General features: G+C 60.7%; 20 protein-coding genes. 18 read left to right on the forward strand and 2 right to left on the reverse strand.

The window, feature by feature from the left end; genetic code table 11:
* Positions 1–121 precede the first annotated feature (121 nt).
* The 13 genes from AD662_RS06760 (at position 122) to nudK (ending at position 12,229) form a co-directional block, all read left to right on the forward strand.
* The gene (locus AD662_RS06760; RefSeq protein ID WP_014340990.1) at positions 122–529 is read left to right on the forward strand and encodes a F0F1 ATP synthase subunit I; all 408 of its coding nucleotides are present in this window, start codon (positions 122–124) and stop codon (positions 527–529) included.
* 16 nt (positions 530–545) lie between these two features.
* On the forward strand, positions 546–1,415 hold the full coding sequence (gene atpB, locus AD662_RS06765) for a F0F1 ATP synthase subunit A (RefSeq protein WP_018613768.1): 870 nt from the start codon (positions 546–548) through the stop codon (positions 1,413–1,415).
* A 131-nt stretch (positions 1,416–1,546) separates the two neighbouring features.
* A complete protein-coding gene (gene atpE, locus AD662_RS06770) occupies positions 1,547–1,804 on the forward strand; it encodes a F0F1 ATP synthase subunit C (RefSeq protein ID WP_003097235.1) in 258 nt (85 codons plus the stop codon).
* Between the two features lie 58 nt (positions 1,805–1,862).
* Positions 1,863–2,333, forward strand: a complete 471-nt coding sequence (locus AD662_RS06775) for a F0F1 ATP synthase subunit B (RefSeq protein WP_003187193.1) — start codon at positions 1,863–1,865, stop codon at positions 2,331–2,333.
* Positions 2,334–2,345: 12 nt separating this feature from the next.
* Positions 2,346–2,882 (forward strand): F0F1 ATP synthase subunit delta, encoded by a 537-nt coding sequence (locus tag AD662_RS06780; RefSeq protein ID WP_003207094.1) that lies wholly within the window; start codon positions 2,346–2,348, stop codon positions 2,880–2,882.
* Between the two features lie 21 nt (positions 2,883–2,903).
* Positions 2,904–4,448 carry a F0F1 ATP synthase subunit alpha gene (gene atpA / locus AD662_RS06785; protein ID WP_003207093.1) on the forward strand — a complete coding sequence of 515 codons (1,545 nt, stop codon included), beginning with the start codon at positions 2,904–2,906 and terminating at the stop codon, positions 4,446–4,448.
* Between the two features lie 50 nt (positions 4,449–4,498).
* Positions 4,499–5,359, forward strand: coding sequence for a F0F1 ATP synthase subunit gamma (gene atpG / locus AD662_RS06790; protein WP_003207090.1), 861 nt, complete (start codon positions 4,499–4,501; stop codon positions 5,357–5,359).
* A gap of 27 nt (positions 5,360–5,386) precedes the next feature.
* Complete coding sequence (gene atpD / locus AD662_RS06795; protein ID WP_003207089.1) at positions 5,387–6,763, forward strand: F0F1 ATP synthase subunit beta; 1,377 nt, start codon at positions 5,387–5,389, stop codon at positions 6,761–6,763.
* Between the two features lie 45 nt (positions 6,764–6,808).
* Positions 6,809–7,234 carry a F0F1 ATP synthase subunit epsilon gene (locus AD662_RS06800; protein ID WP_003207087.1) on the forward strand — a complete coding sequence of 142 codons (426 nt, stop codon included), beginning with the start codon at positions 6,809–6,811 and terminating at the stop codon, positions 7,232–7,234.
* 115 nt (positions 7,235–7,349) lie between these two features.
* Complete coding sequence (gene glmU / locus AD662_RS06805; protein WP_018613849.1) at positions 7,350–8,717, forward strand: bifunctional UDP-N-acetylglucosamine diphosphorylase/glucosamine-1-phosphate N-acetyltransferase GlmU; 1,368 nt, start codon at positions 7,350–7,352, stop codon at positions 8,715–8,717.
* A gap of 211 nt (positions 8,718–8,928) precedes the next feature.
* On the forward strand, positions 8,929–9,705 hold the full coding sequence (locus AD662_RS06810; protein WP_018613851.1) for a DeoR/GlpR family DNA-binding transcription regulator: 777 nt from the start codon (positions 8,929–8,931) through the stop codon (positions 9,703–9,705).
* Position 9,706: 1 nt separating this feature from the next.
* The gene (gene glmS / locus AD662_RS06815) at positions 9,707–11,539 is read left to right on the forward strand and encodes a glutamine--fructose-6-phosphate transaminase (isomerizing) (protein ID WP_018613853.1); all 1,833 of its coding nucleotides are present in this window, start codon (positions 9,707–9,709) and stop codon (positions 11,537–11,539) included.
* Between the two features lie 93 nt (positions 11,540–11,632).
* A complete protein-coding gene (gene nudK, locus AD662_RS06820; RefSeq protein ID WP_018613855.1) occupies positions 11,633–12,229 on the forward strand; it encodes a GDP-mannose pyrophosphatase NudK in 597 nt (198 codons plus the stop codon).
* Here nudK and ftrA read toward each other — a convergent pair.
* Positions 12,226–13,212, reverse strand: coding sequence for a transcriptional regulator FtrA (gene ftrA, locus AD662_RS06825; protein WP_033062936.1), 987 nt, complete (start codon positions 13,210–13,212; stop codon positions 12,226–12,228). The genes nudK and ftrA overlap by 4 nt on opposite strands.
* A 131-nt stretch (positions 13,213–13,343) precedes the next feature.
* On the opposite strand from ftrA, the gene AD662_RS06830 reads away from it, so the two are divergent.
* Positions 13,344–14,333, forward strand: coding sequence for an aspartate-semialdehyde dehydrogenase (locus AD662_RS06830; protein ID WP_018613861.1), 990 nt, complete (start codon positions 13,344–13,346; stop codon positions 14,331–14,333).
* A 61-nt stretch (positions 14,334–14,394) separates the two neighbouring features.
* Here the strand turns inward: AD662_RS06830 and AD662_RS06835 are convergent, their stop codons facing one another.
* Positions 14,395–16,608, reverse strand: coding sequence for an LTA synthase family protein (locus AD662_RS06835; RefSeq protein WP_053186197.1), 2,214 nt, complete (start codon positions 16,606–16,608; stop codon positions 14,395–14,397).
* A gap of 325 nt (positions 16,609–16,933) precedes the next feature.
* Here AD662_RS06835 and AD662_RS06840 point away from each other — a divergent pair, with 325 nt between their 5' ends.
* The 4 genes from AD662_RS06840 (at position 16,934) to AD662_RS06855 (ending at position 22,124) form a co-directional block, all read left to right on the forward strand.
* A complete protein-coding gene (locus tag AD662_RS06840) occupies positions 16,934–17,836 on the forward strand; it encodes a LysR family transcriptional regulator (RefSeq protein ID WP_053186199.1) in 903 nt (300 codons plus the stop codon).
* Positions 17,837–17,961: 125 nt separating this feature from the next.
* A complete protein-coding gene (locus AD662_RS06845; RefSeq protein WP_033062948.1) occupies positions 17,962–18,588 on the forward strand; it encodes a glutathione S-transferase family protein in 627 nt (208 codons plus the stop codon).
* Positions 18,589–18,793: 205 nt separating this feature from the next.
* The gene (locus AD662_RS06850; protein ID WP_053186201.1) at positions 18,794–19,987 is read left to right on the forward strand and encodes a DUF3142 domain-containing protein; all 1,194 of its coding nucleotides are present in this window, start codon (positions 18,794–18,796) and stop codon (positions 19,985–19,987) included.
* Positions 19,974–22,124, forward strand: a complete 2,151-nt coding sequence (locus AD662_RS06855) for a hypothetical protein (protein WP_053186203.1) — start codon at positions 19,974–19,976, stop codon at positions 22,122–22,124. The genes AD662_RS06850 and AD662_RS06855 overlap by 14 nt, the downstream gene beginning before the upstream one ends.
* The last annotated feature ends 237 nt before the right edge of the window (positions 22,125–22,361 follow it).

The following is a 22,361-nucleotide window of genomic DNA, read 5'->3' on the forward strand; positions in this document are numbered from 1 at the left end:
GAAATCACTACCTGGCAGTTGAATAGGGGCAGAACCGCCCCTATACTCTGCGCGCATTTTGTCGGCACAAATTATGCCAAGTTATTGAATTATGGCGGCCGACTATTGGAGAGCAAAAGCGATGGAAACCCGCACGCCAAACCGCTTGCCGTTCCATCGTCTGGCAGTTTTCCCGGTTTTGATGGCTCAATTCACCGTCGTACTGATCGCCACATTGGCGCTCTGGCAATGGAAAGGAGTCGTCGCCGGATACTCAGGGCTTTGCGGAGGCCTGATAGCCTTGCTTCCCAATATTTACTTTGCTCACAGGGCCTTTCGGTTTTCCGGCGCCCGAGCAGCCCAGGCTATCGTCCGGTCTTTTTATGCCGGCGAGGCGGGGAAACTGATTTTGACGGCAGTGCTGTTTGCATTGACGTTCGCAGGTGTGAAGCCACTGGCGCCGCTGGCTGTATTCAGCGTCTTCGTGCTGACCCAACTGGTTAGCTGGTTCGCTCCCCTGCTAATGAGAACAAGACTTTCGAGACCTTAGGGCGTTTGAGGCAACCATGGCAGAGACAACCGCTTCGGGCTATATCCAGCACCACTTGCAGAACCTGACCTTCGGTCAGCTACCCAACGGCGGCTGGGGCTTTGCCCACACCGCAGCAGAAGCCAAGGAAATGGGCTTCTGGGCTTTCCACGTCGATACCCTCGGCTGGTCGGTCGCACTGGGCCTGATCTTCGTTCTTCTTTTCCGCATGGCGGCAAAGAAGGCGACCTCCGGTCAGCCTGGTGCACTGCAGAACTTCGTTGAAGTACTGGTCGAATTCGTCGATGGCAGCGTGAAAGACAGCTTCCATGGCCGTAGCCCGGTGATCGCACCGCTGGCACTGACCATCTTCGTCTGGGTGTTCCTGATGAACGCCGTCGACCTGGTACCGGTCGACTGGATTCCTCAGCTGGCCATCCTGATCTCCGGTGATGCACACATCCCATTCCGCGCTGTGTCGACCACCGACCCGAACGCGACCCTGGGTATGGCGCTCTCGGTTTTCGCACTGATCATTTTCTATAGCATCAAGGTCAAGGGCATCGGCGGCTTCATCGGCGAACTGACCCTGCACCCGTTCGGCAGCAAGAACATCCTCGTTCAAGCCCTGCTGATTCCGGTGAACTTCCTGCTGGAATTCGTAACCCTGATCGCCAAGCCGATTTCTCTGGCACTGCGTCTGTTCGGCAACATGTATGCCGGCGAACTGGTGTTCATCCTGATCGCTGTGATGTTCGGCAGCGGCCTGCTGTGGCTCAGCGGCCTGGGTGTAGTCCTGCAATGGGCGTGGGCTGTGTTCCACATCCTGATCATCACCCTGCAGGCGTTCATCTTCATGATGCTGACCATCGTCTACCTGTCGATGGCGCACGAAGAAAACCATTAAGACCAGTCTCGACTAGTCTGATGTCCTTCCCGGTCAAACGGGAAGGAGCCCGAACCGGGCTGAGAAACGATTTGTTTTACCGCTTTAATCTAAAAAACCTAAACCATACGACGTAAAAGTCGGGAGGAAAGATGGAAACTGTAGTTGGTCTAACCGCTATCGCTGTTGCACTGTTGATCGGCCTGGGCGCACTGGGTACCGCAATTGGTTTCGGCCTGTTGGGCGGCAAGTTCCTGGAAGGCGCAGCGCGTCAGCCAGAAATGGTTCCAATGCTGCAAGTCAAAATGTTCATCGTGGCCGGTCTGCTCGACGCCGTGACCATGATCGGTGTTGGTATCGCGCTGTTCTTCACCTTTGCGAACCCGTTCGTTGGTCAAATCGCTGGCTAATTACTCGGATGTCTCGAGTAGATTGGTGTGATGGACAACGTAACTGCGAGGTGTTGGCGTGAACATTAATGCGACCCTGATTGGCCAGTCCGTTGCGTTCCTGATTTTTGTACTGTTCTGCATGAAGTTCGTATGGCCTCCGGTCATTGCGGCATTGCACGAACGTCAAAAGAAGATCGCTGATGGTCTGGACGCTGCCAGCCGTGCAGCTCGCGACCTGGAGTTGGCCCATGAGAAAGTGGGTCAGCAACTGCGCGAAGCGAAAGCTCAGGCAGCTGAAATCATCGAGCAAGCCAAGAAACGCGGTACCCAGATTGTCGACGAAGCCCGTGAACAGGCTCGCGTCGAAGCTGACCGTGTGAAGGCTCAGGCTCAAGCCGAGATCGAACAGGAACTCAACAGTGTCAAAGACGCGCTGCGTGCCCAAGTGGGTGCCCTGGCCGTTGGCGGTGCTTCGAAGATCCTGGGTGCCACAATCGATCAAAACGCGCACGCAGAGCTGGTTAACCAACTGGCTGCTGAAATCTAAGCGAGGGCGATCATGGCAGAACTGACCACGTTGGCCCGACCTTACGCTAAGGCGGCCTTCGAGCACGCTCAGGCCCACCAGCAACTGGCCAATTGGTCAGCCATGCTCGGCCTGGCTGCAGCGGTGTCGCAAGACGACACCATGCAGCGCGTGCTCAAGGCCCCGCGACTGACGAGCGCAGAAAAGGCCGCCACGTTCATTGACGTGTGCGGCGACAAGTTCGATGCCAAGGCACAGAATTTCATTCACGTCGTTGCCGAAAACGACCGTCTCCTGCTTCTGCCGGAGATCGCCACTCTTTTCGACCTGTACAAGGCCGAGCAAGAGAAGTCGGTAGACGTGGAAGTGACCAGTGCTTTCGCATTGAACCAAGAACAGCAAGACAAACTCGCCAAGGTTCTCAGTGCACGACTCAACCGGGAAGTGCGCCTGCAAGTCGAGGAAGACAAGTCCCTGATAGGGGGCGTTGTAATCCGCGCCGGCGACCTGGTTATCGATGGCTCGATTCGCGGCAAAATCGCGAAACTTGCCGAAGCATTGAAATCTTGAGTTTGAAGGGGCAGCAGAGCAATGCAGCAACTCAATCCTTCCGAAATAAGTGAAATTATCAAGGGCCGCATCGACAAGCTCGATGTGACCTCCCAAGCCCGTAACGAAGGCACTGTCGTCAGCGTATCTGACGGTATCGTGCGGATTCACGGTCTGGCCGACGTCATGTACGGCGAGATGATCGAGTTTCCGGGCGGCGTCTACGGTATGGCCCTCAACCTGGAGCAAGACTCCGTAGGTGCCGTTGTACTGGGTTCCTACCAGTCGCTGGCCGAAGGCATGAGCGCCAAGTGCACCGGCCGCATCCTCGAAGTTCCGGTGGGTAAGGAACTGCTGGGTCGCGTCGTCGACGCACTGGGTAACCCTGTTGACGGCAAAGGTCCGCTGAACAACACCGAGACCGACGCGGTCGAGAAAGTTGCTCCTGGCGTGATCTGGCGTAAGTCGGTAGACCAGCCTGTACAGACTGGCTACAAGGCTGTCGATGCCATGATCCCTGTCGGCCGTGGCCAGCGTGAGCTGATCATCGGTGACCGTCAGATCGGTAAGACCGCTCTGGCGATCGACGCGATCATCAACCAGAAGAACAGCGGCATTTTCTGCGTCTACGTAGCCATCGGTCAGAAGCAATCGACCATCGCCAACGTGGTTCGCAAGCTGGAAGAAAACGGCGCCCTGGCCAACACGATCATCGTGGCGGCCAGCGCATCGGAATCTCCTGCGCTGCAGTTCCTGGCACCGTACTCCGGTTGCACCATGGGCGAATACTTCCGCGACCGCGGTGAAGACGCGCTGATCGTTTATGACGATCTGTCCAAGCAGGCAGTGGCTTACCGCCAGATCTCCCTGCTGCTGCGCCGTCCACCAGGCCGTGAAGCCTACCCAGGCGACGTGTTCTATCTCCACTCCCGTCTGCTGGAGCGCGCATCCCGCGTTTCGGAAGAGTACGTAGAGAAGTTCACCAACGGCGCAGTGACCGGCAAGACCGGCTCCCTGACCGCTCTGCCGATCATCGAAACCCAGGCTGGCGACGTTTCCGCGTTCGTTCCGACCAACGTGATTTCCATCACCGACGGTCAGATCTTCCTGGAATCGGCCATGTTCAACTCCGGGATCCGTCCTGCTGTGAACGCCGGTGTTTCGGTATCCCGTGTGGGTGGTGCCGCTCAGACCAAGATCATCAAGAAGCTGTCCGGTGGTATCCGTACCGCCCTGGCCCAGTACCGTGAACTGGCGGCATTCGCCCAGTTCGCTTCTGACCTGGACGAAGCGACCCGTAAGCAACTTGAGCATGGTCAGCGCGTTACCGAGCTGATGAAGCAGAAGCAATACGCACCAATGTCGATCGCTGACATGGCGCTGTCGCTGTATGCCGCTGAGCGTGGGTTCCTGACTGACGTTGAAATCGCCAAGGTCGGCAGCTTTGAACAAGCGCTGATTGCTTACTTCAACCGCGATCACGCCGACTTGTTGGCCAAGATCAACGTGAAGGGTGACTTCAATGACGAAATCGACGCTGGCATGAAAGCCGGTATCGAGAAGTTCAAGGCCACCCAAACCTGGTAAGCCGCAGCGGGAGTCGCAAGGCTCCCGCTTGCTAACCTGATAGGTGTTACATGGCAGGCGCAAAAGAGATTCGCAGTAAGATTGCGAGCATCAAAAGCACGCAAAAAATTACCAGCGCCATGGAAAAAGTGGCGGTCAGCAAAATGCGCAAGGCACAAATGCGCATGGCTGCTAGCCGCCCTTATGCGGAGCGCATCCGCCAGGTTATTGGTCATCTGGCCAACGCCAACCCGGAATATCGCCACCCGTTCATGATCGACCGTGCTATCAAGCGCGTCGGTTACGTCGTGGTGAGCAGTGACCGTGGTCTGTGTGGTGGCTTGAACACCAACCTGTTCAAGGCCCTGGTCAAGGACATGGCTGTAAACCGCGAACAAGGCGTCGAGATCGATCTGTGCGTGATTGGTAGCAAGGGTGCGGCTTTCTTCCGCAACTTCGGCGGCAACGTCGTCGCTGCTATCAGCCACCTGGGTGAAGAACCGTCGATCAATGACCTGATCGGCAGCGTCAAGGTGATGCTGGATGCTTACCTGGAAGGCCGGATTGACCGCCTGTCCGTGGTATCCAACAAGTTCATCAACACCATGACGCAACAGCCAACCGTGGAGCAATTGATCCCACTGGTGGCGACCCCGGAACAGGAACTCAAGCACCACTGGGACTATCTCTACGAACCGGATGCCAAGGAGCTGCTTGACGGCTTGATGGTCCGCTACGTGGAGTCGCAGGTCTACCAGGCGGTGGTCGAGAACAACGCAGCTGAACAAGCAGCGCGGATGATCGCGATGAAGAACGCTACCGACAACGCCGGTGATTTGATCAGCGATTTGCAGCTGATCTACAACAAGGCGCGTCAGGCTGCGATCACCCAAGAGATCTCGGAAATCGTCGGCGGCGCTGCCGCGGTTTAACGGTTCAAATATTCAGAGGATCCAGCTATGAGTAGCGGACGTATCGTTCAAATCATCGGCGCCGTTATCGACGTGGAATTTCCACGCGACAGCGTACCGAGCATCTACAACGCGCTGAAAGTACAAGGCGCGGAAACTACCCTGGAAGTTCAGCAGCAGCTGGGCGACGGCATCGTTCGTACCATTGCGATGGGTTCTACCGAAGGCTTGAAGCGCGGTCTGGACGTTATCGACTCTGGCGCAGCCATCTCCGTACCGGTCGGTAAAGCGACCCTGGGCCGGATCATGGACGTACTGGGTAACCCGATCGACGAAGCGGGTCCGATCGACACCGAAGAGCGCTGGGGCATTCACCGTCCTGCGCCATCCTTCGCTGAACAGGCAGGCGGCAACGACCTGCTGGAAACCGGCATCAAGGTTATCGACCTGGTTTGCCCGTTCGCCAAGGGCGGTAAAGTCGGTCTGTTCGGTGGTGCCGGTGTAGGCAAGACCGTAAACATGATGGAACTGATCCGTAACATCGCCATCGAGCACAGCGGTTATTCCGTGTTCGCCGGTGTGGGTGAGCGTACTCGTGAGGGTAACGACTTCTACCACGAGATGAAGGATTCCAACGTTCTGGACAAAGTGGCACTGGTCTATGGCCAGATGAACGAGCCGCCGGGCAACCGTCTGCGCGTAGCCCTGACCGGCCTGACCATGGCCGAGAAGTTCCGTGACGAAGGTAACGACGTTCTGCTGTTCGTCGACAACATCTACCGTTACACCCTGGCCGGTACCGAAGTATCCGCACTGCTGGGCCGTATGCCTTCGGCAGTAGGTTACCAGCCGACCCTGGCTGAAGAGATGGGCGTTCTGCAAGAACGTATCACTTCGACCAAGGAAGGTTCGATCACTTCGATCCAAGCGGTATACGTACCTGCGGATGACTTGACCGACCCGTCGCCAGCGACCACCTTCGCCCACTTGGACGCCACCGTCGTTCTGTCCCGTGACATCGCTTCCCTGGGTATCTACCCAGCGGTTGACCCACTGGACTCGACTTCGCGCCAGCTGGATCCGAACGTGATCGGCCAGGAGCACTACGACACCGCTCGCGGCGTCCAGTACGTGCTGCAGCGCTACAAAGAGCTGAAGGACATCATCGCGATCCTGGGTATGGACGAGCTGTCGGAAGCCGACAAGCAGTTGGTATCCCGCGCTCGTAAGATCCAGCGCTTCTTGTCGCAGCCGTTCTTCGTGGCTGAAGTCTTCACCGGTGCCTCGGGTAAATACGTTTCCCTGAAAGACACCATTGCTGGCTTCAAAGGCATCCTCAACGGTGACTACGACCACCTGCCAGAACAAGCGTTCTACATGGTCGGCGGCATCGAAGAAGCGATCGAGAAAGCCAAGAAACTGTAATCCCGGCGCCCGGCAACGGGCGCTAATTTAGGTTGAGGCAATCAGATGGCTATGACAGTCCATTGCGATATCGTCAGTGCGGAAGGGGAAATCTTCTCCGGTCTGGTCGAGATGGTGATTGCGCATGGTGAGCTGGGTGATCTTGGTATCGCTCTGGGTCACGCACCGCTGATCACTAATCTGAAACCGGGTCCGATCCGCTTGATCAAGCAGGGCGGGGAAGCCGAGGTGTATTACATCTCCGGTGGTTTCCTCGAGGTTCAGCCGAACATGGTCAAGGTCCTTGCCGACACTGTGCAACGTGCTGCCGACCTGGACGAAGCCTCCGCTCAGGAAGCCGTCAAGGCTGCCGAGAAGGCCCTGCACGAGCGTGGCGCGGAGTTCGATTACGGTTCTGCTGCTGCACGTCTGGCCGAGGCCGCAGCCCAGCTGCGCACCGTCCAGCAGATCCGCAAGAAGTTCGGCGGCTAAGCCGTCTGCTTTCTGTGCGATTGATTAAAAAGGGTAGCCTCGGCTACCCTTTTTTCTTTTCCCGATACTCATCATCTGGTCGCAGCCGCTGACCACCCAGGATTGGTAGCCAGTCATGTCTCTCGAAATCGTTATCCTCGCGGCCGGTCAAGGCACCCGCATGCGTTCGGCGCTGCCCAAGGTCTTGCACCCGGTAGCCGGCAATTCCATGCTCGGCCATGTTATCCACAGCGCCCGGCAACTTGATCCACAGCGCATTCACGTGGTGATCGGCCACGGTGCCGATGCGGTGCGCGAACGCCTGGCCGCCGATGACCTGAATTTCGTCCTGCAGGACAAACAACTGGGCACAGGCCATGCGGTGGCCCAGGCCGTGCCGTTCATCACGGCGGATACGGTGCTGATTCTTTACGGCGATGTGCCGCTGATCGAAGTCGAGACCTTGCAGCGCCTGCTCAAGCACGTTGCCCCACAGCAGTTGGGCTTGCTGACCGTCGAGCTGGATGACCCCACCGGTTACGGCCGCATTGTGCGCAACGCCGACGGCCAGGTGATGGCGATTGTCGAGCAGAAGGACGCCAACGAAGCCCAGCGCGCGATCACTGAAGGCAACACCGGGATTCTGGCCGTGCCGGCCGAGCGCCTGGGTGACTGGATGAGTCGTCTGTCGAACAACAACGCCCAGGGCGAGTACTACCTGACCGACGTGATTGCCATGGCGGTCAGCGACGGGTTGGTGGTCGCCACCGAGCAGCCGCTGGACGCCATGGAAGTGCAGGGCGCCAACGATCGCCGGCAACTGGCCGAGCTGGAGCGCCACTATCAATTGCGCGCCGCTCGCCGCCTGATGGCCCAAGGCGTGACCCTGCGCGATCCGGCCCGTTTCGACGTGCGCGGTGACGTCAGCGTGGGTCGCGACGTGGTCATCGACATCAACGTCATCCTCGAAGGCAAGGTTGTCATCGAAGACGACGTGGTCATCGGCCCGAACTGCGTGATCAAGGACAGCACCCTGCGCAAAGGCGTGGTGATCAAAGCCAACAGCCATCTCGACGGTGCAATCATGGGGGAGGGCAGCGACGCCGGCCCGTTTGCCCGCCTGCGCCCGGGTTCGGTGCTGGAAGCCCGTGCCCATGTGGGTAACTTCGTTGAACTGAAAAACGCTCATCTGGGCGAGGGCGCCAAGGCCGGGCACCTGACCTACCTCGGTGACGCTGAAGTCGGCGCCCGCACCAACATCGGCGCCGGGACCATTACCTGCAACTACGATGGCGCCAACAAGTGGAAAACCGTGTTGGGCGAAGATGTGTTCATCGGCTCTAACAACTCCTTGGTAGCACCTGTGGATATCTCCAGCGGTGCGACCACGGCAGCCGGTTCGACCCTTACCCAGAATGTGGATAAAGGCCAATTGGCAGTCGGACGCGCCCGCCAACGCAACATCGACGGCTGGAAGCGGCCGGAGAAAATCAAGAAATCCTGAAGTTATCCACATCCCCCTTGTGGGAGCGGGCTTGCTCGCGAAAGCGGTGGTTCAGCCAATTAATTCGTTGCTGACTCAACGCATTCGTGAGCAAGCCCGCTCCCACATTCGATTTGCGTGATTTCTGAATTTTTCTTCTGGCGCCTTGACGATATCGCTTCAATAGGTTTTGATTGCTTACGTTATCTTTCGAATCGAAACTTAAGCCGCCATGTCGAAACGCAACACGCCACAGCGCCGTCACAACATCCTTGCCCTGCTCCAGGAGCAGGGTGAGGTCAGTGTGGATGAGCTGGCCAAGCGCTTCGAAACCTCGGAAGTTACGATTCGCAAGGACCTCGCCGCCCTGGAAACCAACGGCCTGCTGCTGCGTCGCTACGGTGGCGCGGTACCGATGCCGCAGGAGTTGGTGGCCGATAACGGGCAAGCCGTCTCCAAGTACAAACTGGCCATTGCCCGGGCCGCCGTGAAGCGGATCCGCGAGCACGCGCGCATCATCATCGACAGCGGCAGCACCACGGCGGCCATGATTCCGCAACTCGGCCAACAGCCGGGCCTGGTGGTCATGACCAATTCCCTGCACGTTGCCAATGCCTTGAGTGAACTGGAGCACGAGCCGGTGCTGTTGATGACCGGCGGCACTTGGGACCCTCATTCCGAGTCGTTCCAGGGCCAGGTGGCCGAGCAGGTTCTGCGTTCCTACGATTTCGACCAGCTGTTCATCGGTGCCGACGGCCTCGATCTGGTTCGAGGTACCACCACCTTCAACGAACTGCTGGGCCTGAGCCGTGTGATGGCTGAGGTTGCCCGGGAAGTGATCGTGATGGTGGAGGCCGACAAGATCGGCCGCAAGATCCCCAATCTGGAACTGCCGTGGAGCAGCGTCCATACCCTCATTACCGATGATCGCCTGCCCGTAGAGGCCCGCGATCAGATTCAGGCCCGCGGCATCACCGTGATCTGCGCGCCTGTCAGCCAGGAGAAATAGCATGTGTGGAATTGTCGGCGCCGTAGCTGAACGCAACATCACTGCCATCTTGCTTGAGGGCCTCAAGCGTCTTGAATATCGCGGCTATGACAGCGCTGGCGTGGCGGTTTTCACCAACGACGAAAAGCTTGAGCGCATGCGTCGTCCAGGCAAGGTCAGCGAACTGGAACGAGCGCTGGACGCCGAACCGCTGGTCGGTCGCCTGGGCATTGCCCATACCCGTTGGGCCACCCATGGCGCGCCGTGCGAGCGTAACGCCCATCCGCATTTCTCCGGCGACCTGGCGGTGGTGCACAACGGCATCATCGAGAACTATGAAGCGTTGCGCGAACAGCTGAAGGCGCTCGGCTATGTGTTCACTTCCGACACCGACACCGAAGTCATTGCCCATTTGCTCACCCACAAGCTCAAGGATCTGGCGGACCTGACCGTGGCCCTCAAGGCAACGGTCAAGGAACTGCACGGGGCCTACGGCTTGGCGGTGATCAGCGCGAAACAACCGGATCGCCTGGTAGCAGCCCGCAGTGGCAGCCCGCTGGTGATCGGCCTGGGCCTGGGGGAAAATTTCCTGGCGTCCGATCAACTGGCGCTGCGTCAGGTCACTGATCGCTTCATGTACCTGGAAGAAGGCGATATCGCCGAGATTCGTCGCGACAGCGTGCAGATCTGGGACCTCAATGGCAAAAGCGTGGAGCGCGAGACCGTTCAGTACCGCGACGGTGCCGAAGCCGCCGACAAGGGCGAGTTCCGCCATTACATGCTCAAGGAAATCCACGAGCAACCGGCCGTTGTGCAGCGCACCCTGGAAGGACGCATGAGTCAGGAACAGGTGCTGGTCCAGGCCTTCGGTCCACAAGCGGCCGAATTGTTCGCCAAGGTCCGCAACGTGCAGATCGTGGCCTGCGGCACCAGTTATCACGCCGGCATGGTCGCCCGTTACTGGCTGGAAGAGCTGGCGGGTATTCCGTGCCAGGTCGAAGTGGCCAGCGAGTTCCGCTATCGCAAAGTCGTGGTGCAACCCGATTCACTGTTCGTCACCATTTCCCAGTCCGGCGAAACTGCCGACACCCTGGCCGCCCTGCGCAATGCCAAGGAACTGGGTTTCCTCGCCAGCCTGGCGATCTGCAACGTGGGCATCAGCTCGCTGGTGCGCGAGTCCGACCTGACCCTGCTGACCCAGGCCGGTCGCGAGATCGGTGTGGCGTCGACCAAGGCGTTCACCACGCAGCTGGTGGGGCTGCTGTTGCTGACGCTGTCCCTGGGCCAGGTGCGCGGCACCCTGGGTGAAGGCGTCGAGGCCAAGCTGGTGGAAGAACTGCGTCGCCTGCCGGCCCGCCTGGGCGAAGCCTTGGCCATGGACGGCACCGTGGAAAAAATCGCCGAGCTGTTCGCCGAGAAGAACCACACCCTGTTCCTGGGCCGTGGCGCGCAATTCCCGGTGGCGATGGAAGGGGCCTTGAAGCTCAAGGAAATCTCCTACATCCACGCCGAGGCCTACCCGGCCGGCGAGCTCAAGCACGGCCCGCTGGCGCTTGTGGATAACGACATGCCGGTGGTCACCGTCGCGCCGAACAACGAGCTGCTGGAAAAGCTCAAGTCCAACCTGCAGGAAGTGCGCGCCCGTGGCGGCCAGTTGATTGTCTTTGCTGACGAGAAGGCCGGCATGACCAATGGCGAAGGCACCCACGTGGTGCACATGCCGCACATCCACGACATCCTGTCGCCGATCCTCTACACCATCCCGTTGCAGCTGCTGTCGTACTACGTCGCTGTGCTCAAGGGTACCGATGTGGACCAGCCGCGCAATTTGGCGAAGTCTGTGACGGTGGAGTGATTCATGGCGCTTCTGCTAGCCTGCCGATTCAATTCGACAGGCTGGCAGGCCATGGTTGTGCCTGTGGCCACTGGTCCCTAACGGAGTGGGCAAATGACACAGGCAATCAGCATCAAGGATCGGGTACGCATCAAGCACGTCGAAGTCCTCTCGGATGATTGGTACGTGCTGCGCAAGACCACCTATGACTACCTCGGCCGCAATGGCCAATGGCGCGAGCTGACGCGCGAGACCTACGACCGTGGCAACGGCGCCACCATCCTGCTGTACAGCAAAGCCAAGCAGACCGTGGTGTTGACCCGACAATTCCGCTTCCCGGCCTTCGTCAACGGGCACGATGACCTGTTGATCGAAACCTGCGCCGGCCTGTTGGACAACGACGACCCGCACACCTGCATTCGCAAGGAAACCCAGGAGGAAACCGGCTATATCATCCAGGACGTGCGCAAGGTGTTCGAAGCCTTCATGAGCCCGGGTTCGGTGACTGAACGGGTGCATTTTTTCGTCGGCGAGTACTTCGATGAAGACAAGCAGCACGCAGGCGGCGGCCTGGAAGCCGAGGGCGAAGAGATCGAAGTGCTGGAGCTGTCCCTCGACCAGGCCTTGGGCATGATCGAGGCCGGGGAGATTTGCGACGGCAAGACCATCATGCTGTTGCAGTACGCCAAGCTGCATCGGTTGCTGGATTAGCCCCAGGCCTCCTCTGGGCGACCCTCACCGCCGCCGAATCTTTCGCGATAGGCGGAGGGCGGCAAACCGATAGCGTTCCTGAACGCGGCCCGGAAACTCTCCACCGACCGATAGCCGCAGGCCTGGGCGATGCCGGCCGTGCTCTGGTCGGTGCTTTCCAGCAGCGCCCGTGCCCGGTTCAAGCGTTCCTGTTGCAGCCAGGTCTTGGGCGGCAGGCCGGTGGTTTCGACGAAGCGGCGCAGGAAGGTGCGCTCGCTCATGGCGACGCGGGCAGCCATGTCGCCGACACTTAGGGGCTGGTCGAGGTTTTCACGCATCCACTGCAGGACGCGGGTCAGTTCGTTGCGTGGTGACTTGCTCACGGGGGCGATGATGAACTGGGCCTGGCCACCGGTCCGTTGCGGCGCCATGACCAGGCGACGGGCCACCGAGTTGGCGATGTGCGTGCCGAAGTCCCGGGCAATCAGGTGCAGGCAGGCATCGATGCCGGCGGCGCTGCCGGCTGAGGTGATCAATTGCCCGGAATCGACATACAGCACATTTGGGTCAACCGTGATCAGCGGGAAGCGCTCGGCCAGTTCTGCGCAGAATTGCCAATGGGTGGTGGCGGTCTTGCCGTCGAGCAGTCCGGTGGCGGCCAGGGCAAACACGCCTGAGCAGATGGACAGTAAGCGAGCGCCGCGGGCGTGGGCGCGGCGCAGTGCTTGTAACAGCGCTTCGGGAGGCGGTTCGTGGTGGCTGCGCCAGCCGGGGATGATGATGGTTTGCGCGGTATCCAGTGCTTCGAGACCCGCGTCGACGGCTATCCGAAGGCCTCCCAGTGCATGCATCGGTCCTGGATCGACGGCAACGATTTGATGGCCATACCACGCTACATCCAGCTCAGGGCGGGGCAGGCCGAAGATCTCCAGGGCTATACCAAACTCGAACACACACAGGCCTTCATAAACGAGGATTGCCACGGTTCCGGGATGCGTATGCATTTGGCGTAAATCCACCGTTTATTGTCTTGCGCTGCACTGTAGCGGACGGGCCTGTCTCCCTACAATCGATCGCAGGCAATCAGGAAAACCAAGACGGTTGAGCCTTTGCAAAGGTGGAAAAGGGACGCGAAATGAAGAAAGTCGCCGTGGTGGGCTGCACCGGTGCAGTGGGCATGACCATGCTGCAATTGCTTGAAAATACCGATTATGAAGTGGTGTGCATGGCCTCTGGCCGTTCGGCGGGCAAGCGCTTGAAGGTGGGGCAGGTCGAGCACCTGATCGAAGCCTTTTCGGTCGAGGGATGCGCCGCGTGCGATATCGTCTTCCTGTGTGTCTCCGGGGCCTTCGCCTTGGAGTACGGCGAGCGTCTGGCTGAAAATGCCTACGTCATCGATAACTCCTCGGCCTTCCGTTATCACCCGGCGATTCCGCTCCTGGTGCCGCCCATCAACGGTCAGCGTTACAAGGGCGAAAAACTGATCGCCAACCCCAATTGCTCCTCGGCCATTGCGCTGATGGTGCTGGGGCCGCTGCATCAGGCCTTCGGGTTGGAGAGCGCGATCATTTCCACTTACCAGGCCGCCAGTGGTGCAGGGCAGCCAGCGATGCTGGAGCTGCGGGAGAAGGCCAAGTCCTTCAGTGATTATGGCGACCGCGATGACAGCGAGCACTTCGCCCATAACCTGGCTTTCAACGTGATTCCCCAGGTCGATTCGTTCGAAGCCAATGGTTACACCCGTGAAGAAATGAAAGTGGTCTGGGAGCTGCGCAAGGTCTTGGATGAGCCGGCGTTGGCTATCAGCACCACGGCGGTGCGGGTGCCGACCCTGCGCTCCCATGCCGAGAGCCTGAGCCTGCGGTTCAAAAAAACCATCCAGTCATTGGCGCAGGTGCGTGAGTTGTTGCGCGCGGCGCCGGGGGTTGAAGTGGTGGATGAGCCCGAGTACGGCGCCTATCCGATGCCCATGACCTCCACCTACAAGCATGCGGTGGAAGTCGGGCGGATTCGCTACAACCTGATCTATGGGAAGCACGGGTTGGACCTGTTCATCAGCGGTGACCAGTTACTGCGGGGGGCGGCACTGAACGCATTCGAAATCATGCAATTGATCAAGCATTGATCAAGCCCGGCCCCGAACAATAAAAAACGCGCCGCCGTGTTCAAGGCTGCGCGTTTTTTGTTTAGCTGGATTGGGCCTCGCTGTCTTCCTGCATGTCGTCCAGGTATTGCGGCTGGTCGGTCTGGTCCGGCAGCTCGGTCACGACGCTGAAGTCGCTGATCTCGATGGCGCCGACCCCATGACCGAGCAGATGGAAGGAAAACATCTTGCGTTGCTGTGGGTTGTCGAAACGGAGGTTCATCACCAGCGGCTGGTCGGGGGTCACCACCACGTCTGTCGGCAGGTCCATCGGCACATCCTGCTCTAATTCCTTGGCCTTGAGGGAAATGTAGGCGGCATGGTCTGCCTCGACGGCGCGGATGGTCAGGCTGACGCGGGTCTGTGAACCCTTGGGCATTTCCAGGTACTGGGCACCGATCAGGTTGTCGGCCCAGTCGTCGATGACCTGGGCCGGCAGCGGGATTTTATCCGCGCCGCCGAACTGATAATGCTGGTTCAAGGGCGTGCGCAACAGGGTCTGGTCCAGGGCCGTGGCCCGGGCGCCGATCAGCCTGGCGCGCTGGCCGCTGTATTGCCCGCCATAGGTGGCACGGTCGGCGATGAAGCCTGCGCTGGTGTAGTCACGGCAATGCTGGAGGAAGTCGCACTCGGTAAACGTGCCTTTGCCGTCGTGATAGCGCAGCTTGCCGTTGGTGAACGACATGATTTCCCGGCCCGTCGGGTAGTCCCTGAACATCGAGCGGCCAGACAACGACGTGGGCACCGTAAAGCCGAAGTAATCGAGGATCGAGGCGGTCAGGTCGACATGGCCGTAGGTGCCTGACTTGATCCGGGGCAACGGTTCCGGCGCCAGCGTCAGGTTGAACCCCCAGGACGAGGCCAGCCGCACGTCGTCGATGCCATGGGATTCGTCCGAGGTGATGACCACCAGGGTGTTGTCCAGGATGCCCTGGCGTTCCAGGCCCGCCAGGAAGTTCTCCAGGGCGTCGTCCAGGTAACCCACCGCCGCCTGCTTGGCGGTGTCGTAGCGTTGCAGGTAGTCATCTGGGGCCGAGTAGGGCTGGTGCGTGCCCACGGTCAACAGGGTCAGCATCCAGGGTTTGTCCGCTTTTTGCAGTTGCCCGACGTAGTCCAGCGCGCCTTCGAAGAAGGTCTTGTCGTCCTTGCCCCAAGGGAATTCCAGGTAGGCGGAGCGAGTGAACCATTCCATGCCCAAGGTCGTGTCGAAACCGATGTGCGGCATGATCCGGTCCTTGGCCATGAACCGCAGGCCCGCGCCCTGCAGGAAGTGGGTGGAAAAGCCGTTCTGGCGCAACTGGGCTGGCAGGCAGGCTTGGTTACGCTGGCTCTGGTTGAGCATTTCGACGCCTTTGGGCGTGCCGTTGTCGAGCTTGTCGTAGTCGCCACACAGCATCGCGTACAAGCCCCGGATGGTCTGGTGGCTGTGCAGGACGTAATCGGGGGTGTTCATGCCGCGCTCGGCCCAGGCGCTGAGGTGCGGCATCAGGTTCTCCTGATAGCTGCTTTTCAAGGCCTGACGGTTGGCGCCCACATAGGCGCCGGGAATGCCCTCCAGGGCGATGACCAGGACGTTGCGCGCACGCCCGGGTTCGGCCAGCAGTCTGTTGCCATCGAGGTCCAGGCGGGTCAGCCCTGCCATGGGTGGGGCCGGGTCCACGGCATCGCCGTCGAGCCATTGTCGGGCCTGGTCCCGCCCGGCGGCGATACCCGCCGTGACGAGTTGGTGAGGCAGGTTGAACACGTTCCATTGGTCCGCCTCGCTGGGGCGCCAGGCTTGCAGCGCGCCGTGGCTCAGCAGGAGCAACACGGGCACGGCCCAGGCGTGGCGAGGCAAGCGTGGCGCTTGGCGTGGGCGGTTGGTCCATTGGGTCATCAGCCAGAACGCCAGCGCGGCCAACTGGATCGCCGCCAGCCATGGATGGGAAAAGCCGCCGCGGGTGGAGTTTTCAACGAACTGCGGGTCGGTCAGATAAAGAATGTCCGAAGGATTGGGCATCCGCCCGACCGCGCTGACCAGCTCGATGCTGGCCAGCGTCAACGTGCTCCAGGCCAGCAATACCGGGAACGCCAGCCACCCGGAACGGTGATGGAGCAGCACGATCAGCAACCCGCCGATACCCAGGTCCGAGAGATAACCCAGCGGGTCGGACCAGCCGAGGGCGAGACGCAGGCCCATGGGGACGAGTAGTACGCAGCCAATCAGGGCGATGAGGGCGGCGCGCGGATGGGTTGAAGCGCGATAAAGAACGTTCACAAAAGCAGGCCTTTCGATGGGTGCGAGCCAGGCAACCCTGTGGGAGCGGGCTTGCTCGCGAAGGCGTTGTGCCAGTCAGCATCCTCGTCAACTGAAATACCGCCTTCGCGAGCAAGCCCGCTCCCACCAGGTCCAGGTCATTCTCAAGTCATGAAACTGTCATGAAGAGGGATGGTACCAAGGGCAATCGCCCCTGGCCGAGCCAATGTCCCGGTGTCTGGCTGCGCTACGCTGTGGTTCACTGGCCCAGGCCTCTACAATGGCCGCGTAGCGCTGCTTTGAGACGCGCAGAAAACTTGTATCAGGATTTCTCATCGGGGGATGGATGGACAGGTTCCAGGAAATGCAGGTTTTCCTTGCCGTGGCCCAGGAGTCGGGGTTTTCGGCAGCAGCGCGGCGCTTGGGGATGTCGGCGGCCAGCGTCACGCGGGCGGTGGCAGCGTTGGAGCAACGCATCGGCACGCCGTTGTTGGTGCGCTCCACTCGCAATGTGTACCTGAGCGAAGCCGGCCAGCGCTTTCTCGAGGACTGTCGCCGGATCCTGAGCGATTTGCAGGAAGCCGAGGATTCGGCGGCCGGCAGCCACGTCCAGCCCCGTGGGCAATTGACGATTACCGCACCGGTGCTGTTCGGTCAGTTATTCGTCACGCCGCTGCTGGTGGATTACTTGCACCGGTTCCCCGAGGTCAGCATCAACGCCTTGTTGTTGGATCGTACGGTCAGCCTGGTGGAGGAGGGCATCGATGTTGCCTTGCGCATTGGCGAGCTGCCGGACAGCAACCTGCACGCTGTGCGTGTCGGTGAAGTGCGGCGGGTGGTGTGCGGCGCCCCGGATTTCTTCGCGCGCCACGGGCGGCCCCGGCATCCGGAGGACTTGGAGCGAATACCTGTGGTGGCGTCGTCGGCCATTGGCCAGGTCAAAAGCTGGACCTTCATCGATTCAGGCCAACCGTTGGCCGTCCGGCCCGTGCCTCGGCTGGTGGTGACGGCCAACCAGGCCGCGATCACGGCGGCCTGCCAGGGGCTGGGGATGACGCGTGTCCTGTCTTACCAAGTGGCAGGCAACGTGGCGGCCGGGGAATTGGAAATCGTCCTGGCCGATTTCGAATTGCCGCCTCTGCCGATCCATGTGGTGTATCAGGGCGGGCGCAATGCGCCGGCGCGGGTCCGCAGTTTTGTCGATTTCATCGTCAGTGCATTGCGCGAACATCCGGCCTTGAGCGGCTGAAGCATTGTTTCTCTGGCTGAAACAATGGATTGCATTTCTGGGTGATTCTCTTGTTTTTGCCTGGGGCGGAAGATGACCCCATCGACGCCGTTGTGCTGATGGCGTCACTTGCAGCGGAGTCGACCATGAACCCTATCAAGCACTATCACTTCCCGCTTTCCGGCCATTCCCATCGCGTTCAACTGATGCTTTCGTTGCTCGGGCTGCCTGTCGAAGAAGTCTTCGTCGACTTGGCCAAGGGCGCGCACAAACAGGCGGACTTCCTGGCGCTCAATGCGTTTGGCCAGGTGCCGGTCATTGACGATGACGGCGTCGTGCTGGCGGACTCCAACGCGATCCTGGTGTACCTGGCGCACAAATACGGCAAGGGCCGCTGGCTGCCGACCGATCCGATCGGTGCCGCCCGGGTGCAGCGCTGGCTGTCGGCGGCGGCCGGGCCGATCCATGCGGGGCCGGCCACGGCGCGGCTGATCACGGTGTTTGGTGCGGCCTACAACGCCGAGGACGTGATTGCCCGTTCTCACAACGTGCTGAAAGTCATTGATCAGGAATTGAGCAGCCGTGCTTATCTGGCGGGTGACGCTGCAACCGTTGCGGACATCGCCGGCTACAGCTACATCGCCCACGCACCGGAAGGCAATGTGTCGTTGGACGACTATGCCAATGTACGGGCCTGGCTGGCGCGGATCGAAGCCTTGCCCGGGTTCGTGGGCATGCCGCGTACGGTTGTCGGGTTGCAAAAGCACGCCTGACACGGAGCCCGGTGGCGAGGGGATTTATCTTCACTGTGGGAGCAAGGCTTGCCCGCGATGAAGGCACTGCGGTCCTTCATAGATCGAGGCGTCTGTTTCGCGAGCAAGCTTTGCTCCCACAGTAGGATCAAATCCCCTCTGCACCATTTCCGCTTCGACCCCAAGTGGCGGTAATCTGCCGGGCTTTGATGGGTGGTGAGGCTCCATGACTTTTCTTTTCCGGCTCTCCCTGGCCCTCGTCGTGTTGCTCTTGGGGGGCTGCGAACAATCCCCGGCCCCGGCCCTCGATCAGCAGCTCTATATCTGGCAACGCCAATGGACCCCGGCCCACGCGCTGGCGCTGCGCCAAAGCCAGGGCGATTTTTCCATGCTGCGGGTGCTGGCGTTGCAGGCTTTTCCCGGGGCGGGCTGGAGCCGTGCGCGGATCAATCCGGCCTTGCTCAAGGCTGACGGCCGTCCGCTGATCGCTGTGATTCGCCTGGACGGTCAGCTCAAGGCTTTGGACCAGGACGAGGTGATCGCGCAAATCCAGCAGGTGCTGAGCGATTGGCAAGCCCAAGGCCTGACCCCGGTAGGTGTGGAGATCGACCATGATGCTGGCAATGCACGGTTGCCGGCCTACGGAACATTCCTCGGCCAACTGCGGCAAGTCCTGCCCGCCAACCTGCGGCTGAGCATCACGGCGCTACCGGCCTGGCTCGACAGCCCAGCATTGCCCGGGTTGTTGGAAACGGTGGACAGCAGCGTGCTGCAGGTCCATGCGGTGAGCGATCCACGGCAGGGCTTGTTCGATCCGAAACAGGCCCGGCACTGGGCGCAACGCTGGAGCGACGTCACCACACGGCCGTTTTATCTGGCCCTGCCGGCGTACGGCGTGGCGCTGCTGACCCAGGAGAGTGGCGTTCCGGTGGTGGAAAGCGAAGTGCCGATCGATCGCGGTGGCGAGCGGCGGGAGTTGCTGGCCGATCCGCAACAAGTGGCCGGGCTTGCGGCAGATTTGCGTGCCGATCCGCCGCAACATCTCGCGGGGCTGATCTGGTTTCGCCTGCCGCTGGCCGGCGACCGAAGGGCGTGGAGCCTGACCACGCTCGGCGCCGTCGCCCGGGGCGATAACCTGGCCAGTCGCCTGGCGTTGCAGTGGGGAGAGCAGGGTGGTTTGTACGATATCCGCCTGGTTAACCAGGGCAATCTCGACAGCCCCTGGCCCCAGCGACTGACGCTGGCTGTTGGCGCGTGTGACGGCGTCGATGCCCTGGCCGGTTATACGTTGCAACAAACCCCCGGACTGCTTACCTTCACCCGCATTCAGGAAGGCCGCTTGGCTGCTGGCAGCCAACGGGCAATCGGCTGGGCGCGCTGTACGAAAATTGACCAAGGAGGTTTCAATGTTTACCCGTAAGTGGCCTCGTCACCTACTGTGCCTGAGCCTTTGCCTGCCGCTGGGCCCGGCGCTGGCCTGCGGGCCGGATTTCCCGATGCGTCTGCTGGATAACCGCGCCCAGTCGCTGGCCGAATTGCCCGAAGGCAGCTTTCGCTTTGAGGTCAGCCGCCTCGGCCAGGCGATTGCCGGGCTCAAGCCGGCCACCGAGGCAACGCGTAACCCGGACTACAGCTATGACGACCTGCCTTCCTACGTTGAACAACGCAACAAGGCTGAGCAGATCGGCCTGACCCCGCCGCAGCAAGCGGTGGTGGAGCGCCTGCGGGCCCTGACCGATGTCGACCAGGTGGCAACCGAAGCGGCCAATCTGCCTGATGAACTGCGCCTGTATGCGATTGGCGCGGCGGCTTTTAACGTCGGCGAGCATCAGCGTGCCGTGGACGCGTTCCAGCAGTTGCTGGCGTTACCGGCCGACCAACGTCGGTTGCGCAGCACCTGGGCCGCGTACTCCCTGGGGCGGGCCTTGTTCGCCGTGAGCACCGAGGCCGGCAGCGGCGACCCTGTGGTTTTGCAGGACCAGGCGCGAGCAGCGTTTCGCCAGGCCCGCGAGTTGAGCATTGCCGGCTTCAGCGATCCGCTGGAACTGGGCATCGCCAGCCTTGGCGAAGAAGCCCGGGTGGCCTACACCGCTGACGACTGGGACAGTGCCATCGGCCTGTATGCGATCCAGAACCTGCAAGGCTCCCCGGTGGGCTACAGCTCGTTGTTGCAACTGGCCGGTGATTTGAGCGTCCAGCCGGATGCGCGCTTGAGCGAACTGCTCAAGACTAAGGCAGTGCAGCGATTGGTCACCGCCTACCTGCTCAGCCGCGTCGGCTGGTGGGACGGTGAAGAACCCTCTGGCGAGAAAAGGCTGTTCGAACTGTTGCAGGCCAGCGCCCGGGACAACCTGGACGACGCCGACCGTTTGGCGGCGGTGAGTTACCAGCACGGCGATTACGCCAGCGCCCAGGCTTTTGTGCAAAAGGCTTCCGACACCGGCCTGGCCTGGTGGGTGCGTGCCAAGCTGGCCTTGCGCGACGGCGACAAAGTGACCGCGGCGGCGGCTTATGCCAAGGCCGCCCAGGCCTTTCCGAACGATGAATCCTGGGGCAACCGGCGCACACCGGATTGGAACTACGAGTCGGTGCAACCCAAGTGCCGTGTCGAAGGTGAAAGCGCGATCCTGGCCCTGCAGCGCGGCGATTACCTGCAAGCTTTCGATCAGCTCTATCGCGGCCAGAGCAACTATTGGTACGACGCTGCCGCCGTCGCCGAGCGTGTGCTCACGGTGGATGAGCTCAAGCAGTACGTCGACGCCCAGGTCCCGGCGCCACCGGCGTTGAGCCAGGAGGATCGGGACAACTACGTGCCGCTGCCGGTGGCTGCGAGCCTGCGCAATCTGCTGGGTCGTAGGTTGTTGAGAGAAGGGCGCTTTGATGAGGCACCGGCTTATTTCGATAACGCGGACCTGCAGAACAAGGCCCGCGCCTATGGGCAATTGCGCCAGGACGCGGAGTCCAAATGGTGGCCAACCCGACGGGCCGAGGCGTATTTCAATGCGTCCTGGATGGCGCGCAAATGGGGCATGGAGTTGCTCGGCTATGAGATGGCGCCGGATTACGCCAGCCTGGGCGGCAACTACAGCCTGGAACCGGTTGAACTGAAGGTCGGGCCGCTGGTGGCCGAAGGCGAAGTGCAACGCCAGCAGGCCAGCGCGGCGCAGCCTGAGGTGCGTTATCACTATCGGTTTGTCGCCACGGCGCTGGCGAGCCAGGCGGCGGATCATTTGCCGCATACCAGCCAGGCCTTTGCGGCGGTGCTGTGCAAAGGGGTGGGGTACAACTCCAGCCTTGAGGAACAAAGCGCGCTGTATCAACGCTATGTGAAGGACGGTCCGTATGTGGATTGGGCCGGCGATTTCGGTCATCAATGCCAGGAACCGGACTTCAGCAAGGCGAACAAACGCTATGTGACGCAGGCCTTGGACCCGATTCGTTCGACGTTGCGACCTTACAAGGTTTGGCTGGAGGTGAGCGGGGCCGTGCTGCTGGTAGCGGTGGCGTTGGGGCTGATCAGCCGGCGCCGGCGCAAGGCACGGATGTCGACCAGCTAAGCTAACGGCCAGCCGAACACAGTTGTTTGGACCGAGGTCATGGTGGCCTTTGTGGCGAGGGGATTTATCCCCGCTGGGCTGCGCAGCAGCCCCAAAAGCAGTTAACTCAATCTTCCTGGCATACCGAGTTGCCTGGTTTTGGGGGGCTGCTGCGCAGCCCAACGGGGATAAATCCCCTCGCCACAGGTTAACCATGCCCCCGGACCAAACAGTGTTCCTTCCAGCTTTGCGTTGTTC

The sequence above is a fragment of the Pseudomonas kilonensis genome (genome assembly GCF_001269885.1).
Lineage (GTDB): Bacteria > Pseudomonadota > Gammaproteobacteria > Pseudomonadales > Pseudomonadaceae > Aquipseudomonas > Aquipseudomonas kilonensis.